A 16,771-nucleotide genomic window follows, 5' to 3' on the forward strand; every position below is an offset into this window, starting at 1 on the left:
TAAATATTGAATTATTTATGTTATTTTAAATAATTATTTGGTTTTAATTAATTGTAGTCAATAGTGCTATAAATTAAATACATTTTACCATAATTTAACATATATTTATTATATGGAGTAAATATGTTATAAAGCCGTAAATGCTGGATGTAGAGATCTATTATAAATTTTTTAAATTTGCAGAATTTTAATAATAAAACTCTGTTTAATTTAAAATTCAGCCGGAACTCATTTTGAAATATTTAAACCAATGATTCAAAAATATATACATTAATTTCAGTTTAGTAAAAACTGATTTTAAGTACATATACATATCATAAGGTTTTTAATTTAAATAAAGTTCATCGGTGGCATTAAAAATATATTTATACGATACTTAATGAAAAATGGAATTATCATTTTGGATTTCGGTTCCCAATATAATCAATTGATTGGACGTCGAATCCGCGAATTTGGTGTATACTCTGAAATTTTACCCTACTATACTCCATTAGAAGAAATATTATCACACCGGCCTAAAGGAATTATACTTTCCGGAGGTCCTTCGTCCGTTAATTCAAAGGATGCTCATCTGGTTGAAAAGGAACTATACGAGCAAAATATACCTGTTTTGGGAATTTGCTACGGTATGCAGGTTACGGCTAAAATTTTAGGAGGCGAAGTATCGGAAGGAATAAAAGGAGAGTATGGGAAGTCTGATTTTAAAATTGTTAAGAATACTCCGTTACTGACTAATTTACCTGAAAACTCTACAGTATGGATGAGTCATTTTGATGAAGTTACTAAATTACCCGAGGGTTTTGAACTTATTGGAACATCCACTAATTCTATAGCATGTATTGCTCATGAAAATAAAAAAATATATGCTGTTCAATTTCATCCTGAGGTTTCCCACAGTGACTATGGAGAGCATATATTAAGAAATTTTGTTTTTGATATTTGTCAATGCAGTAAAAACTGGGAGATTTCTGATTTCATAGAAACTGAAGTCAGAAAGATCCGAGAGAAAGTTGGCAGCAAAAAAGTAATGCTCGGACTTTCCGGAGGGGTAGATTCTTCTGTTGCAGCTGTTTTAATACATAAAGCCATAGGAAATCAACTTACCTGTATTTTCGTAGATACGGGCTTATTGCGTAAAAATGAAGGAGACAAGGTGATGAAAGTGTACGGAGAGCATTTTCATATGAATATAAAAAGAGTAAATGCAGAAGAAAGGTTTTTCTTTAAACTTAAAGGTGTAGATGAGCCGGAAAGAAAAAGAAAAATTATTGGTAATGAATTTATACGAGTTTTTGAAGAAGAAGCTTTTAAAATGGAAAATATAGATTTCCTTGCTCAAGGAACTATATATCCCGATGTAATAGAATCCAAATCTATAAAAGGACCTTCAGCAGTAATTAAATCACATCATAATGTAGGCGGATTACCTGATGAGCTTAATCTCCAATTATTAGAACCTTTGCGAGAATTATTTAAAGATGAAGTTAGAAAAGTAGGTATTGAATTAGGCATTCCAAAAGAATTGGTATACCGTCATCCATTCCCCGGACCCGGTTTGGGAATACGCGTGATAGGTGAAGTTGACGAAGAAAAAGTAAAAATTTTACAAGAAGCAGATGATATATTTATTGAGGAATTAAATAAACACGATTTATATGATAAAGTAAGTCAGGCATTTGTAGTTCTTTTGCCCGTGAAATCGGTTGGAGTTATGGGGGATGAAAGGACTTATGAATATACAGCAGTGATACGCTCAGCCAATACTGTTGACTTTATGACGGCTACTTGGTCAAAATTCCCTTATGAATTTTTAGAATTGGTTTCTAATCGTATTATCAATGAAGTTAAAGGTATAAATCGCGTGGCCTATGATATTTCTTCTAAACCACCGGCTACTATTGAATGGGAATAAAATAGTATATATAAAAAAAACGTCCTGAATTAATTCAATTCAGGGCGTTTTTTATTTTAACATTTCATGAATAAGTGGACAAGATAACTAAATGTTCATATTTTTGTAATTAAATATAATGTTTATTGATATATTTGTATATAGTAAATAAAATGGCATGTTGCATAAAGAATCTATAAATTTTCTATCAGAATTAACTAAAAATAATAATAGAGAATGGTTTGCTGAAAATAAAGATTGGTATGAAAATTCACGAAAAGATTTTGAGCAATTAGTGACTGAGTTGCTTCAATCAATTTCTCAATTTGATATCCAAACTAGATATTTAAATCCTAAAAAATGTATATTCAGGATTTATAGAGATATACGATTTTCAAAAGACAAAACTCCTTATAAAACTCATTTTGGAGCGGTATTCAATGAAAAAAAAGGATCAGGATTTTATATACACATACAACCGAATAATAATTTTCTAAGCTGCGGATTTTATGATTTGACTTCGAAACAAGTAAAGAACGTTCGAAAAGGTATTGAAGAAAATTTTGAAGAATTTAAATCGATTCTATCTGAAAGCAAATTCAAAAAAGAAATCGGCGATTTATCCAGAGATTTCGATGTTTTAAAAAGAGTACCTGTAGGATTTAATATAGAAAGCCCGGCAGTTGAATATTTGAAATTAAAACGATTTTATGTAACCAAACCCTTCGCCCAAGAAAAATTATTTACTAATAGCTTTATAGAATATACTACGAATCTATATAAAATTATGCATCCGATTTACGAATTTTTAGAAGAATTCGCACACGAATAAATCCAATTAAGGTATAATGATTGATGATTAATTCATTATGATGGAAAAAAAATCTTATACCTCAGAAAAACATTATGTTCATAAGATCGGTTGGTTGCGTGCAGCAGTTTTAGGAGCAAATGACGGCATACTTTCTACAACCAGTTTAGTAATAGGAGTTGCAGCAGCTAGTACCAATAGAGAATTTATTATTTTATCTGCCGTATCGGGGATAATTGCCGGAGCCATGTCTATGGCTTCAGGAGAATATGTTTCGGTAAGTTCCCAGGAGGACATTGAAAAATCGGATTTAATCAGAGAGCAAAGAGAATTAGATGCGACACCTGAAGTTGAATTAGAAGAACTAGCTAAAATATATCAAAAACGGGGTTTAGATAAGGAATTATCGATTAAAGTAGCTGAACAACTTACGAATCATAATGCGTTAGCAGCCCATGCAAGGGATGAGCTGGGAATTAATGAAATATCTAAAGCTCGTCCTTTACAAGCAGCTTTAGCATCCTTATTTTCTTTTTTATCGGGTGGAATTTTACCTTTACTTCTTTCGATTTTTGCACCTCTCACTCATATGGTTTTAATGCAATATTTATTTTCAATTATCTTTCTTATTATACTTGGAGCCATATCTGCAAAGACCGGAGGGTATAGCATGCTAAAAGGAATGTTCAAAATTGCTTTTTGGGGCACTCTTTCAATGGGTTTAGCAGCCTTAGTTGGACATCTTTTTGGCGTTCAAGTCGGATAGTATAAATTCATAAGAATTAATCTGTTAAATTGTTTTTATCTAATGGAATGTTTCAGAAATCAAATGTATTACCTGTATTTTAGTTAAGGTACAATTAAACCTTTAAATCATTAATGATTACAATAAATACTAACTAAAAATAATATGGAATGATTCAATTTATAGAAAATATATATACACATAAATTTAAAAGCCACGATTATATAACGAAATAGGCTAAAAAAGGTTAAAATAGTAAACAATTATTTATATTTGAAAAAAATTTCCGAGTTGAATTTTACCTGGTTTATATCCAAAAAAATAGCTTTATCAAAAAGTAATAAAAATAATCTTTCGCAAACCATCATTCGTATCGGTCAAACGGCTATTGCAATAGGTATCGTAGTATCTGTTTTAACTATGGCTATAGGGCTTGGATCTAAAAAAGCCATTAAACAAAAAATGGCCGATTTCAACGGTCATATCACCATTAGAAGTTACGACAGTAACAATTCATTCAATAGTTCTAAACTAAATAGAAAAAATGTACTGCTTGAAAAAATAAAAAATAATCCTGAGGTTTCCAATATTCAAGAATATGCTACCCGAAGCGGCGTAATTAGAACAAATATAAGTTTTGCCGGAGTTATTTTAAAAGGAGTTTCGGAAGATTTTGACCGCAAACGATTTAAAGAATTCATGATTAAAGGGGAAATTCCCAACTATTCTAAAAATTCGATAAGTAATGAGGTGATTTTGTCCGAAAAAATTGCCAAGGAAATGAAGCTGGATATTGATTCAACCTTTGTCATGTTTTTTGTAAGAGAAAATCAAACACCTATTTACAGACGATTTACGTTAAAGGGGATTTTCAGAACAGACATAAAACAAATTGATGATGTCTTTTTGATAGGAGATATACAACATATCCAAAAATTAAATCATTGGAACGGAGATGATATAGGAGGATATGATATTTTTATAAAAGATATTGAAGATTTAGACAAGGTTTTCCCTAAAATTGAAGAATGTGCCGGATTTAATAATTATGCAGAAAAGGCAACAACAACATTTTCACAAATCAATGATTGGATACGTATTTTTGATACCAATATTTTCATAATCATGTCGATTATGATGGTTGTAGTTGTCATAAATATTATCATGGTGCTTCTTATTCTGATTATTGAGCGAACCAATTCAATAGGAATGTTAAAAACGTTGGGAGCATCAAATAAACAAATTAGAAAAATTTTTATAAATTATACTCTTTTCATAATGATTCCGGGATTGTTGGTGGGAAATTGTATTGCTATTGCATTATTATATATTCAAAAGTATTTTGAGGTTATAAAATTGAATCCTGATAATTACTATGTAAGTTCAGTACCGGTTTACATAAATTTCTTTTATATTTTTATTATATCTTTGGTTTCTTTAGTTATTAGCGGAATAGTATTACTTTTACCTTCTTATTTAATAACTAAAATATCTCCTATAAAAGCTATAAAATTTCAATAAATATGTTAAATAAGAAGAAAATAAAAGTAAGTATAAGCGGTTTATTATCTTCACTTTTGTTGCAATTTTTCATATTTCAAGTTATAAAATTGAGTTTAAATCCGACAGATAGTTGGTATTATCATTTTGTAATAAAAGTAAAGTTTTTTTTAAATTCAGTATTCGGAAATATTTCAATTTCAATAGGAGATATATTTTATATAATTTTAGCCGTATTTATCTTAGCATGTTTGATACAAGCATTCGTTTTTTTTATTAAAAAGAAGAAAGAAAAAATAACAGCATGTTTTATCAAGATCTTACTTCTTTTAAACATTTTATACGGATGGTTTATGTTGTCGTTTGGGCTTTTATACAACTATAGAAATTTCTCCCAATATGAAAATTCTCAAGAAAAATTATTTCTAATTGATTATAAAATTGTTGCGGGTCATTTGTTGAATGAATGTGTTAAACTAAAGGAGGAAGTTTCCAACAATAAAAAAGGAGAATTTACGGTCAACCGTGAAAAAATGATTCAAATAATTAATCAAGAACAAAGTGCTTTTTATGGTATTCCGAGGCAAAATGAAAACGTTAAAAAATCAATCTTTAATCCCATTTTAATTAAATTGGGAATACTGGGATATTATAATCCATTTACAGGAGAAGCTCAAGTTGCTAAAGGAATTCCCGATACATCGATCCCCTTTACCATAGCACATGAAATGGGACATCAGGTAGGAGTAGCCAGAGAAGATGAAGCAAACTTTTATTCCTTTTATATGGGAGAATCTTCACCCAATAAAGATTTTCAATATAGTGTTAAATATAAAGCATTAAATTATCTATTACGAGAAATCTATGTAAATGATTCTGCATTTGTGCATTTACTTTTACGAAATTATTCGGAAGGAATGAAATTGGATCGAGAAAAAGAAAAAAAATATTATCTGGGAATGTCAGGGTTAGGATCAGATGTATTTTCTTATATGAATAATATATACCTTAAATCAAATTCGCAAAAAGAGGGAATTATTGCTTATAATCTTGTATCTCAAATGATTGTCAGCTATTACAAAAAACAATATCCTTCCTTGTTTTTAAAAGAAAACCCTTTAATTCAATAAAATAAAAATTAAGAGTAGCAATAGTATATAGTTATATAAATTTATATCTTCACTAATCTCATAAACTTTGCATATAATCAACTGGTTATAGTTAATATCATATCCGGTTCCTCCCTTTACTTTAGTGCCCGGTCATACATCAGATTATCATGATTTATTGAGTCAATAAAATCAGGTATTTTCAAGTATAAAACAAAAATTTACATCGATGAAGATAAATTAAGAATTAAATACTTGACAATGGGACACAATAAGTATATTTGTAAACACTATACTAAACTTTGTATATGTATAAAATAATTAAAATTCTTGTAGTAAGCAGCCTAATAATTTCATGTGCACGAGTTGGGAGTCCAAGCGGAGGTCCTAAAGATATTACACCCCCTAAATTTTTAGGCTCTAAACCGGATACATTAGCTACAAATGTTAATCCTAATACTAAGGAAATTGTATTAAATTTTGATGAATATGTGATTTTGAAAGATATAGCACAGCAGGTCATCATTTCACCCCCCCCCGGAATCACTCCTACCATTTCTCCTGTAGGTACGGCAAGGAAATATGTAACCGTTCGTTTTTATGAACCGTTACTTTCGAATACTACCTATACTATCAATTTTGGATCGAGTATTCAAGATAATAACGAAGGAAATAAATTAAACAATTTTTCCTATACATTTTCTACGGGAAATACAATTGATAGTCTACAAGTTAATGGTACGGTTAGGCAAAGTTTAAAAAAAGAATTGGCAAACCCGACGATCGTATCCTTGTATAAGATTGAAAAAGATAAATCAGGTAAAGATTCCGTAAATTTAAAAAATAAACCCTATTACATTTCAAGAGTAGATTCTGCAGGAAATTTCAAATTAAAACATTTGCATGAAGGAAAGTATAGATTATTGGCATTTAATGATCTAAATTCAAATTTAATTCCTGACACGGATAAAGAAATGGTAGGATTTGCAGCACAAGATATTAATCCTTTGTATCCGGAAACTTATTCATTAGTATTGTCTCCTGTAAAGCAATCGTACAAATTTTTAAAAGCAGAACAAGAGGGTCAAGGCATAATAAAAGTTAAATTTAAAGGACACCCCGATAAATTAAGTATAACTCCTGTTGATCGTGATTTTCCTTCTTATAAAATAGAACATCAGCCCTTTGCAGACAGTTTATATGTATATTTTAACAATGCAGAATTCAAAAAAACAGAAAAGAAATTTAGAATAAAATTACTTTTAAAATACCTTCAAAAAGTAGATACGCTTAATTTATTATATGATAATACCTTAAAGTCTGAGTTGTCAATTACACCCATCGAAAAAGAAGTTTCTCCCACTGCCAGTTTTATGTTAAAAGCATCCAATTACATTAATCGGATTGACAAAAACAGAATAGAAGTTAGTAAAAATAATGAACCCATAAATTTTAATGCGGAAATAGATTCTTTAAATGCTAAAAATATTGCTATTAAATTTCCTGTAGCTTATGATACGGAATACAAGGTAACCATCAAAGATCAATCATTTAAAGATTTTTTAAATCAAACTAATAAAGATACGTTGTCATATGTTATTAAAACCAAAAAGCAGAATGAATTTGGAAATTTAAGTATCAGATTACAAAATAAGCCTGATTCAAAATTTTTCTTTCAACTGGTAAATGAAAAATACGAAGTGTTGGAAAATATTTATGGATCGCAAGATACTTTTATATTTCAAAACATGAAACCGGGAAAATATTTGATTCGTATATTGGTAGATCAGAATAATAACGGAATTTGGGATTCGGCAGATCTGGAAAATTTCAAACCGGCAGAACCTACCTATTTATATCCCAATGTTATCGATGTCAGACCTTTATGGGATATTAATGAAGTTTGGATTTTATAAATTCAGTATCCATATTTAAACTATAAACGGTAATTGATTACTGATGAAGAAAATATTGCTTTATGGAATTTTCATTTTTTTGTCTTTCCAATTAATTCAAATAGATAAAGAAAATCCATCGGTTGACAAAAAAATAGACTATAACCGGGTAACATATGCATCTCCGGAAATACAAAAAATTTTAAAAAAAGCCTGCTACGATTGTCATTCCAATGAAGTAAATTATCCATGGTATTCTTCCATTGCTCCTATATCTTGGTTTATTAAAGAACATGTAAATCAAGGAAAAGAATACGTTAATTTTTCAGAATATGGAAAATATAATCGTTATCAGAAAGAACATATTAATTCATCCCTATACCGAGTAATTGAAAATAAAACCATGCCCCTCAACAGTTATCTTTGGATGCATAAAGACGCGAATTTATCGGAAAAAGATTATATCCTTTTACTTAATTGGTTTCGGACACAATGTAGCATAAAAAATTAAAAATGCATACATTTTGTAGATACCTGTTAGATGGAAAAAGTAAAAGAAAATTAAATCAATCAACAGAACAGGATAGTAATGAGTCTATATCATAATTTTATGAAACCTATTAAAAAAGGAGATACTATTTTAATTGTAGCACCGGCAGGAGCAGTTAAAAAAGAGGACATTCAACCGGCGATAGATATAATTACAAAACAAGGCTGGAAGTATGAAATAGGTAAAAATACATTCAATCATTATTACTTCGGATATAATTATTCGGGAAAAGTAAAAGAAAGGTTGGAAGATTTGCAATGGGCATTAGATCATCCTCATGCTAAGGCTATATGGTTTGCTCGAGGCGGCTACGGAGGTGTGCAACTAGTGGATTTTTTAAAATTGAATAAATTTAAAGAAAATCCTAAATGGTTAATCGGATATTCGGATAATACGGTTTTTCATCAGCATTTTAATAGAAGAGGAATTCCTACTTTACATGCAACCGTTTGTAAATCATTACCGCAAGGACAGTCAGATGAAACCTATACAACTCTTGTTGATGCCTTAGAGAATAGAAAACTTGAATATGAAATAGAAAGCACTTCTTTTAATAAAACAGGAAAAGTTGAAGGAATTTTGACGGGAGGCAACCTATCGATTTTATACAGTCTGTTAGGAAGTAGATCCTTAGATCATTGGGAAGATAAAATTATATTTATGGAGGATTGGTATGAGAATTATTATCATATTGATCGAATGCTGATCGCATTGAAAAGAGCGGGAGTACTTAATAAAATTAAAGGATTACTGGTAGGAGCTTTTACGAAAATGGATTCAAAAGATGAAAATAAATTCTATGATGAACCGTTTGATCAAGAAGCCTATAAAATTATTGCTTTACGGTTTCAAAAATACAATATTCCCATGGCATTTGGTTTTCCCGGGGGACATATTTTCGATACACGCGCCTTAATGATGGGAGGAAACATAATTCTAGATATACAAAAAGATAAGGTTTTTCTTAGAAATACAATTTAATCAATAGATATAGTTAATAGAAAATAAATATATCAGATCCGAAATACGATCTTTTTTCAATATATATAGGTAGTATTAAAACTTACCTCAAAGCATGAAAATCCTAAATACAGTAAATATTATACTGTATTTAGATTATAAGATTATAAATTTTTATTAATTAGAAAATACTATTTTCTTTTTTGCGATATAATTGATTATAGATACTGCGAAAATAGCGGCAGCTTTACAAAATACTATGTCTCCTATAGTATAAAAGTAAAAATTAATGGGTTTGTTAACGAAAAAATGAAAAAACGCAAATGCTCCCCAGCTCATAAACATAGTAATTATAGAAAGGCTAAAAAATAATACAAATTCCTTTCTTCTGGAATGTTTACCTCGTTCAAAAACATAGCGAATGCTAAAAAAATAATTGCTCAAAATACCCGCTCCGGTAGATAAAAGATTGGATAATGGGTAGGCGTTGGACTTGTTTTCAAAAGAAAAAAAATGAGGCAGCATATTAGGCAAGCTTAGTAATTTCATACAAAAAATTTCAATTACGGCACTTAAGGCTCCTGCTAGAAAAAACAAAACTAATTGTTTTTTGTGCTTATTTATGGAAGTGATCACTTAATAGAAATTATTAAAAATTTTTACAAAAATAGATTAATTTTTTTTATTTCTGTAATTTTGGATTAAATAAATAATAATTTAAAACATAGACTGAATATGTCAAGCAAAGATTATATGAAATATACTCCGCAAGAATTTTTAAATAAAACTCCTAAAGAATTGGGATTCTTTTTTCCGGCTGAATTTTATCCTCATAAATCTACTTGGTTATCTTGGCCGCATAAAGAATTATCATGGCCGGGTAAAATTGAAAAAATCTATGCTCCGTATGCGCAATTTATTGCAGAAGTATCTAATGGGGAAGAAGTTAATATAAATGTGGTTAGTGTTGAGATGAAAGACTTTGCCATGAATTATATAGAAAAAACAAATGCTAATTTGGATATGATCAATTTTTATATTCATCCGACTAATGATGCATGGTGTCGCGACCATGGTCCCGCGTTTGTAATTAATCCCCATTCATTAGAACATAAAAAAGCCATTGTAAATTGGAATTATAATGCCTGGGGTGATAAATATCCTCCCTATGATTTGGATAATGAAATACCTCTCCATATAGCCAAAGAAGAAAGATTACCTGTTTTTAATCCGGGCATAGTGATGGAAGGTGGTTCCGTTGAATTTAACGGTAGAGGAACGGTCCTAACATCTAAGTCATGTCTACTTAATAAAAACAGAAATCCTCATTTAAATCAAAGTCAAATCGAAGAATATCTGAAAAATTATTATGGAGTAAATCAAGTCCTTTGGATCGATGAGGGAATTGTTGGCGATGATACAGATGGTCATATAGATGATACCGTACGTTTTATAAATGAAAATACCGTACTTGCTGTGGTAGAAAATAATAAAAATGATGAAAACTATCACATATTACAACAAAATTTAAAACAATTAAAAGCTATGAAACTTTCCGATGGTTCTCCTTTACAAATTATAGAATTACCTATGCCAGAACCGGTATATTACGATGGATGTCGTTTACCTGCTTCTTATGCAAATTTTTACATAGCTAATAAATCAGTGATTGTACCAATTTTTAATGGTGAAAATGATAAACGAGCGTTGGATATCATAAAAAAATGTTTTCCGAATAGAAATGTAATAGGAATAGATTCCACTGATATCATTTGGGGATTAGGTAGTTTCCATTGTTTGAGTCAACAGGAACCGGCGATTTAATAGCTATCAATTAAAAAAGTGGAATGGATCTTTTTAACGATTTAATTTTAAACCAAATCATCTGAAACAAAGAACACTTTGTAATTTACAAATGGAGAGATAAAAATACTAGTTTTTAGCAAATTAAAGTAAATAATAAAGTCGCAATTATATTGCGACTTTAATTATTTGTATGATATAATTATGCGTATCTTTTTTAAATAATATTGTTGATCTAACCTTATAATGCTCAACATTAAAAACTGTTTATTTCTTAATTAGCCAAAGCTAAACAAGAAAAAACAGGTTCAGGATAAACTCCCAAAAGGATTATTAAAATTACCAATATAACAGCTATAACATTGTAAATAATTGGAGCTTTTTTAGCTTCATTTAATTCTTTATAACCCGGTTTAAAATACATGGCAATGATAAGCTTAAGATAGTATCCAATACTGATTGCAGATCCTATAATAGCTATAATGACTAATATCGGTTGAGTATATAATGCTTGTGAAAACAACGTAAATTTAGCAATGAATCCGGAAGTTAACGGAATACCTGCCATTGATAATAGAGAGATTGTAGTTACCAAAGCTAAGATGGGTTGTTTCTTAGCCAATCCGTTGAAAGCATTTATATCGGTAATACCATTTGAAATTCTTTCGATGTAAATAAGGCTGATAAAAGCACCTATAGTTGAAAGTGAATAAGCTAATAAATAGAATGCTAATGTATAGATAGAATTAGCATCTGTATTAAAATAAATTAGCAATAAATAACCAGCATGCGAAATACTGGAATATGCCAACATTCTTTTAGCATTTTTTTGCAATACACCTACAATATTGGCAGATAATAATGTTAAAATTGCTGCATAGAAAATTATATATTGCCATTGGTTTAGTTGCCCGATAAAAGCTGTTTCAACCAATTTATATAAAGCAACAAAACCTGATATTTTTACCACAGAAGCCATAAAAGCGGTGATCAGGGAAGGTGATCCTTCGTATACGTCCGGAGCCCAAAAATGAAAAGGAACTATGGATATTTTAAAAAGTAACCCGACTAACAATAGAATTATACCGGTTATGTACATAGTAGGGTAGTGAGTCGCTTGTATGCTGTATAAACGAATAGTTTGTAAATCAAAAGATCCGGTTATACCGTATATTAATGCAATTCCGAAAAGTAAAAATCCGGTTGCAAATGCTCCTAATAGGAAATATTTAATGGAAGCTTCATTGGAACGTAAGTCATTCTTATTGCTTCCTGCTAATACATATAAAGGAATAGATAAAATTTCAATACCTAGAAATAAAGTAATTAAATTTTGGTAGGAGAAAAGGACTATACCGCCACAAAGTGCAAAAAGCATTAAGCTATATACCTCTGCCTGATGATGATCTATGAGACGAAATGCATATTTTCCTAAGAATACGATTAGCAAAGTGGTCAAAATAGATATTTGAGTAAATATTTTAGCTGTTTGATCAAAAGCAAACATGGAGGCATATCGTGTGAAAAAAGGACTATCTCCGTAAAAAGAGACGATCAAAGCGATAAGTAATCCTAAAATTGCAAATGGTTGAGAGTATTTTCCTTGCCCGAAAACACCTGAATATAAACTCAGAATGGCTGCTGCGAAAATAATGATGATGATGCTCATTATATTTTTAGTATTTTTTGTAAAGTTTTGCTGCCAAAGTTACAATTTTTGATTAAACTGTGAAATTAAAAAATGAAAATAGTATCGTATTATAATAACGCCGATATATTTGATAAATTTATGAAATATAATAAGTTGTTTTAAATTTCAGATGCCTTGCCAATTTTTAGATTTTATCTTAACATTTAGCAATAGTATTATTTATTTACCCATTTTTCATCAGTTTTCCGACAATATTTTTATGCTATATAATAGGTAGGATATTAAGATATAGTACCAAAAAGTAAAAAGATTGTTGAAAAACAATCTTTTTACTTTTTTTAAAGCTATAGTAGTTTAAAAAATTTATTTACTTACTAAAGCAAAATGTCCTGGAGATACGCCGGTTGATTTCCACCATTGTAAGTCGCCATTTTTTGAGAAATAATATATTTTTCCATTGGAAACAAAATCCATAGCATCCCCAATATAAAAGCTGCCATTTTCAGGATCAACAATTATCCCATATGGGGACATAATTTCAGACTTTGAACCCTCTTTGATTAATTCGGAACTTATCACTTTTTGCGTATCTATATTTATAATACCATAATTATTTATAGTTTTTCCTGAAGAATATTCCGATCCATAAAAATAAAGTTTTTCTTTATAAAAAGTGAAGTCTGAAACCGCTATATCCAGTTTATTAATGACTTGATCAGTCGATGGATCAATAACAGCAACGAAAGGCTTTAAATTAGCATAATCGCCTCTTGAAGTAACCCAAATATGATTATTCTTATCTTTACGTATTCTATGTAAGTTTTTACCGACTTCTATATCATTAATTTTTGTAAAACTGTTCATGTCAATTACAGAAACCGTTGTGTCATAATCCGGAGAATAATATCCTCCTGAATTAGCAACATAAAGCTTATTATTTACAATAGTCATTTCTTCCGGATTGCGTCCGACAGTAACTTCATTTACAATGGTGCCGTTAGCAAGATCAACTTTGGCAACATATCCTTGTCCGTTGGGAGTAGAACCGGCATATGAAGACACATACGCATAGTCGCCGTTAAATGTAATGTATCTGCAATTTGGAATAGTTATTTTTCCTATATGCTTGGCTGTTTTAGCGTCCATAATTTCAACATAATTAGAACCATTGATTACGGCATACATTTTATCTTTATAAATTTTTAAATCATTACCTGTATCGCCCAATCCACCTTGATCAGGGTTGATTTTAGTAAAATAGTTATTAAAAAAATCGGCTGTATCATAATCAAAATAGGATAGAGAAGAGTTGTTTTGTTGATAATTACCTTCATTTAAAATATATAACCCTTTTTTGGCATCCGGTTGGGATATAATGTTTGAATCATCTTCAGACCATGAATCGTCATTACTACAAGAAACAATGAACCCTGTAATAATTACTAAAATTGGTACTAAAAATTTCCTTGCTACCATAGTTTCTAGTTTTTTCATATGTTTAATTTAATGATGATCGTATAGTTTCTACCCGGCATGGGATAATTGGCTACTATGTCGTAATATTTATTAAAAATATTATTAATTTGTAAAGATGCTTTGCATTTGATATGAGTGAAAAATAATTCTCTTGAAAGTTGTATATCATGAGTATACCAAGCTTTTACATGATTTTCAGGATTATTAGAAGGAGAATTGTACCGTTCTCCCGTATACATAAAGCTATAATTTAGATTCCAATCTCTGTAAGCAGCTTCTAAAGTAAATGTTCCACTGTGCCAAGGTATATAAGGAAGTTGATTTTTATAATTTAAAATAGGAGAAGATAAATTTTGTGCATCTTCATACGTATAGGTTATAAAGGTTGAAACTAAAACGTTTTTTACTAATATTGAAGTCTTAGAAGATAAATCTAATCCTTTTATGCGTGCTTTACCAAAATTTAACATGGTCCAACGAAATTGTTGTCCTTTGGGATAAGCTATGATTTTATCTTTGACCGTATTATAATAGGCATCGATAGTAAAATCAAAATGAGTACAACTACCGGAAGTAAAGTTTTTATTTATACGAATACCTGCATCAAACTGATTAGTATATTCAGGTTTTAAGTTTGAATTTCCAAAATCCGTATAGTATAAATCATTAAATGTTGGCATTCTAAAAATTCTCTTGTAAAAACCATGAATGCTAATATCTTTAGAATGTAAAGGTTGGTAATTTAAGAAAACAGCTGGGGTAAATTCATTTCTGTCTGAAGCTGTACCCATACTGTTCATGTGTTTCGTTATTTCTTGCACAAATGTACCTAAAACACTTGTTTGAATTTTAATTTTATCCCAATGAAAAGCAGTAGCCAAAGCGATCATTTCTGTATTTCTCGAAGGAGAAGAGAAATTTTTTAAATCGGCATTCATTCCATTATGTTGGTAATCTGCAGATAAAGAAATATCCCAGAAAGAAAATAAAGTAACCAGTTGTGAAGATGAAATATATAGTTCATCTTGCTTATAAGTATTATTAATACGATTGGAAAATTTATTTCCCCAAATAGGGTCATTAAAAACTTCTAAATTTTTATAATGGGTAAAATCATGAGCATATTTAGCGTTTAATGCTATTCTGTATTTTGTGCTGATTATTTTTTCAAAAGAACCCTGCAAAAAGAAATTACGATCCCATTGTTGAGCAAACTGATACCTTTTATACGAATTTTTTAAAACGGCACCGGGTATTCCTCTGCTTGAATCATAATAATATCCTTTCAGATTCCATTTACCATTAGGTAGGGTACCAAATAAATTTCCTTCTGTTCGAAAAGCACTTATGTTACCATTTTGTCTTACAGCGATCGTATCCCAATTACCTTTCTTTTGTTGAAATTTATATTTTCCATCTGAATTAATATATTCCATAGTAAGAGAAGATGAAATTAATGAGGATAATTTTTGTTCCCATAGGAGGGAGGGGTTAATTAAATGAAACGATCCGGAACGATAGGTGGCACCTATATTAGTTTTTTTTTCACCCGTAAAAACAGGACGTTTGGTAGTTAAATAGATACTTCCCGCAGAGCCGAAATCTTTAGCGGGTTGGAAAATTTGACTTTTTTGTCCGTTGTATACTGATATTGATTCTAAATTATCCATGGAAAATTTTCCTAAGTCAACCATACCATTTTGAGCATTTCCTATGGCTATTCCATCATAAAATACCCCCACGTGTTCGCTTCCCATTCCTCGAATGTTAACTGTTTTCATTCCTCCTACACCTCCATAATCTTTAAGTTGAATTCCTGAAAATAATCGTACGGCATCAGCTACCGAAGAGCTGTTTCGATTTTCTAATTCTTTTCCTTTCAATTCTTGGAAAGGAATTATTCCCTTATCATTTCTTTTTCCCGTTGCCAGTATTTCCTGTAATTCTGTTACAGTAATGCTGTCTTTTTTTTCTTGGGAATAAGATAATGGACTCATCAGGCTTAATAAAAAAGCAAATACACTATATTTATGATTGATGTTCATCATCATGGAGTCGAATATCTTAAATTACAGATATAGTAAACTAGTTTCCGGAAAAGTAAACAGGAAAAGTGAATATGAAATGCTTTTAATGTTTCAGCCTTGTTCCACGAAAGCTTGTAAACTTGTAAAACTATAGTTAAATTTGGCAGGTATTCTGACTTACTTCATTTTAAGAACCTTCCCAAGAAAGCAACTCCTCAGTGGTATATCTCTTAAAACGTACTAGAAGATTACAGCAGCGGGCCTGTTTCGGATTTTCACCGAATTCCCTTTTAAGATTGCGTATTTATCGGTAAATAACAATCACCAAATTTAGGCAAATATAAATAAATATT

General features: G+C 30.2%; 13 protein-coding genes and 1 riboswitch. Of the genes, 9 read left to right on the forward strand and 4 right to left on the reverse strand.

Annotated elements, in window-relative coordinates:
* The first annotated feature begins 379 nt into the window (after positions 1-379).
* The 8 genes from guaA to G8C41_RS02425 all read left to right on the forward strand — a co-directional run bounded on the left by guaA (position 380) and on the right by G8C41_RS02425 (position 9,482).
* Positions 380-1,912, forward strand: a complete 1,533-nt coding sequence (gene guaA, locus G8C41_RS02390) for a glutamine-hydrolyzing GMP synthase (RefSeq protein WP_166005991.1) — start codon at positions 380-382, stop codon at positions 1,910-1,912.
* 157 nt (positions 1,913-2,069) lie between these two features.
* Positions 2,070-2,723 carry a DUF2461 domain-containing protein gene (locus G8C41_RS02395; protein WP_166005992.1) on the forward strand — a complete coding sequence of 218 codons (654 nt, stop codon included), beginning with the start codon at positions 2,070-2,072 and terminating at the stop codon, positions 2,721-2,723.
* Positions 2,724-2,763: 40 nt separating this feature from the next.
* Positions 2,764-3,468, forward strand: a complete 705-nt coding sequence (locus G8C41_RS02400) for a VIT family protein (RefSeq protein WP_160566746.1) — start codon at positions 2,764-2,766, stop codon at positions 3,466-3,468.
* 270 nt (positions 3,469-3,738) lie between these two features.
* Positions 3,739-4,968, forward strand: a complete 1,230-nt coding sequence (locus G8C41_RS02405; RefSeq protein WP_166007653.1) for an ABC transporter permease — start codon at positions 3,739-3,741, stop codon at positions 4,966-4,968.
* A gap of 2 nt (positions 4,969-4,970) precedes the next feature.
* On the forward strand, positions 4,971-6,077 hold the full coding sequence (locus tag G8C41_RS02410) for a DUF3810 family protein (RefSeq protein ID WP_166005993.1): 1,107 nt from the start codon (positions 4,971-4,973) through the stop codon (positions 6,075-6,077).
* A 287-nt stretch (positions 6,078-6,364) separates the two neighbouring features.
* Positions 6,365-7,972 carry an Ig-like domain-containing protein gene (locus tag G8C41_RS02415; protein WP_166005994.1) on the forward strand — a complete coding sequence of 536 codons (1,608 nt, stop codon included), beginning with the start codon at positions 6,365-6,367 and terminating at the stop codon, positions 7,970-7,972.
* 43 nt (positions 7,973-8,015) lie between these two features.
* The gene (locus G8C41_RS02420; RefSeq protein ID WP_166005995.1) at positions 8,016-8,462 is read left to right on the forward strand and encodes a heme-binding domain-containing protein; all 447 of its coding nucleotides are present in this window, start codon (positions 8,016-8,018) and stop codon (positions 8,460-8,462) included.
* 99 nt (positions 8,463-8,561) lie between these two features.
* Positions 8,562-9,482: an LD-carboxypeptidase gene (locus tag G8C41_RS02425; RefSeq protein WP_166005996.1), complete on the forward strand. Its 921-nt coding sequence runs from the start codon at positions 8,562-8,564 to the stop codon at positions 9,480-9,482.
* Between the two features lie 156 nt (positions 9,483-9,638).
* On the opposite strand, the gene G8C41_RS02430 is transcribed toward G8C41_RS02425, so the two are convergent.
* Positions 9,639-10,097: a GtrA family protein gene (locus tag G8C41_RS02430; RefSeq protein ID WP_255410613.1), complete on the reverse strand. Its 459-nt coding sequence runs from the start codon at positions 10,095-10,097 to the stop codon at positions 9,639-9,641.
* A gap of 99 nt (positions 10,098-10,196) precedes the next feature.
* On the opposite strand from G8C41_RS02430, the gene G8C41_RS02435 reads away from it, so the two are divergent.
* The gene (locus G8C41_RS02435) at positions 10,197-11,285 is read left to right on the forward strand and encodes an agmatine/peptidylarginine deiminase (RefSeq protein ID WP_166005997.1); all 1,089 of its coding nucleotides are present in this window, start codon (positions 10,197-10,199) and stop codon (positions 11,283-11,285) included.
* A 253-nt stretch (positions 11,286-11,538) separates the two neighbouring features.
* Here the strand turns inward: G8C41_RS02435 and G8C41_RS02440 are convergent, their stop codons facing one another.
* From G8C41_RS02440 to G8C41_RS02450, 3 genes are all read right to left on the reverse strand, one after another.
* The gene (locus G8C41_RS02440) at positions 11,539-12,933 is read right to left on the reverse strand and encodes an NADH-quinone oxidoreductase subunit N (RefSeq protein WP_166005998.1); all 1,395 of its coding nucleotides are present in this window, start codon (positions 12,931-12,933) and stop codon (positions 11,539-11,541) included.
* Between the two features lie 345 nt (positions 12,934-13,278).
* On the reverse strand, positions 13,279-14,409 hold the full coding sequence (locus G8C41_RS02445) for a YncE family protein (RefSeq protein ID WP_166005999.1): 1,131 nt from the start codon (positions 14,407-14,409) through the stop codon (positions 13,279-13,281).
* Entirely contained in the window at positions 14,406-16,442 is a 2,037-nt protein-coding gene (locus G8C41_RS02450) for a TonB-dependent receptor (RefSeq protein WP_221411734.1), read from the reverse strand. Before G8C41_RS02450 ends, G8C41_RS02445 begins: the two co-directional genes overlap by 4 nt.
* A 120-nt stretch (positions 16,443-16,562) precedes the next feature.
* A riboswitch (cobalamin riboswitch) is annotated at positions 16,563-16,762 on the reverse strand.
* Positions 16,763-16,771: the final 9 nt, after the last annotated feature.

The sequence above is a fragment of the Apibacter sp. B3706 genome, from assembly GCF_011082725.1.
Classification (GTDB): domain Bacteria; phylum Bacteroidota; class Bacteroidia; order Flavobacteriales; family Weeksellaceae; genus Apibacter.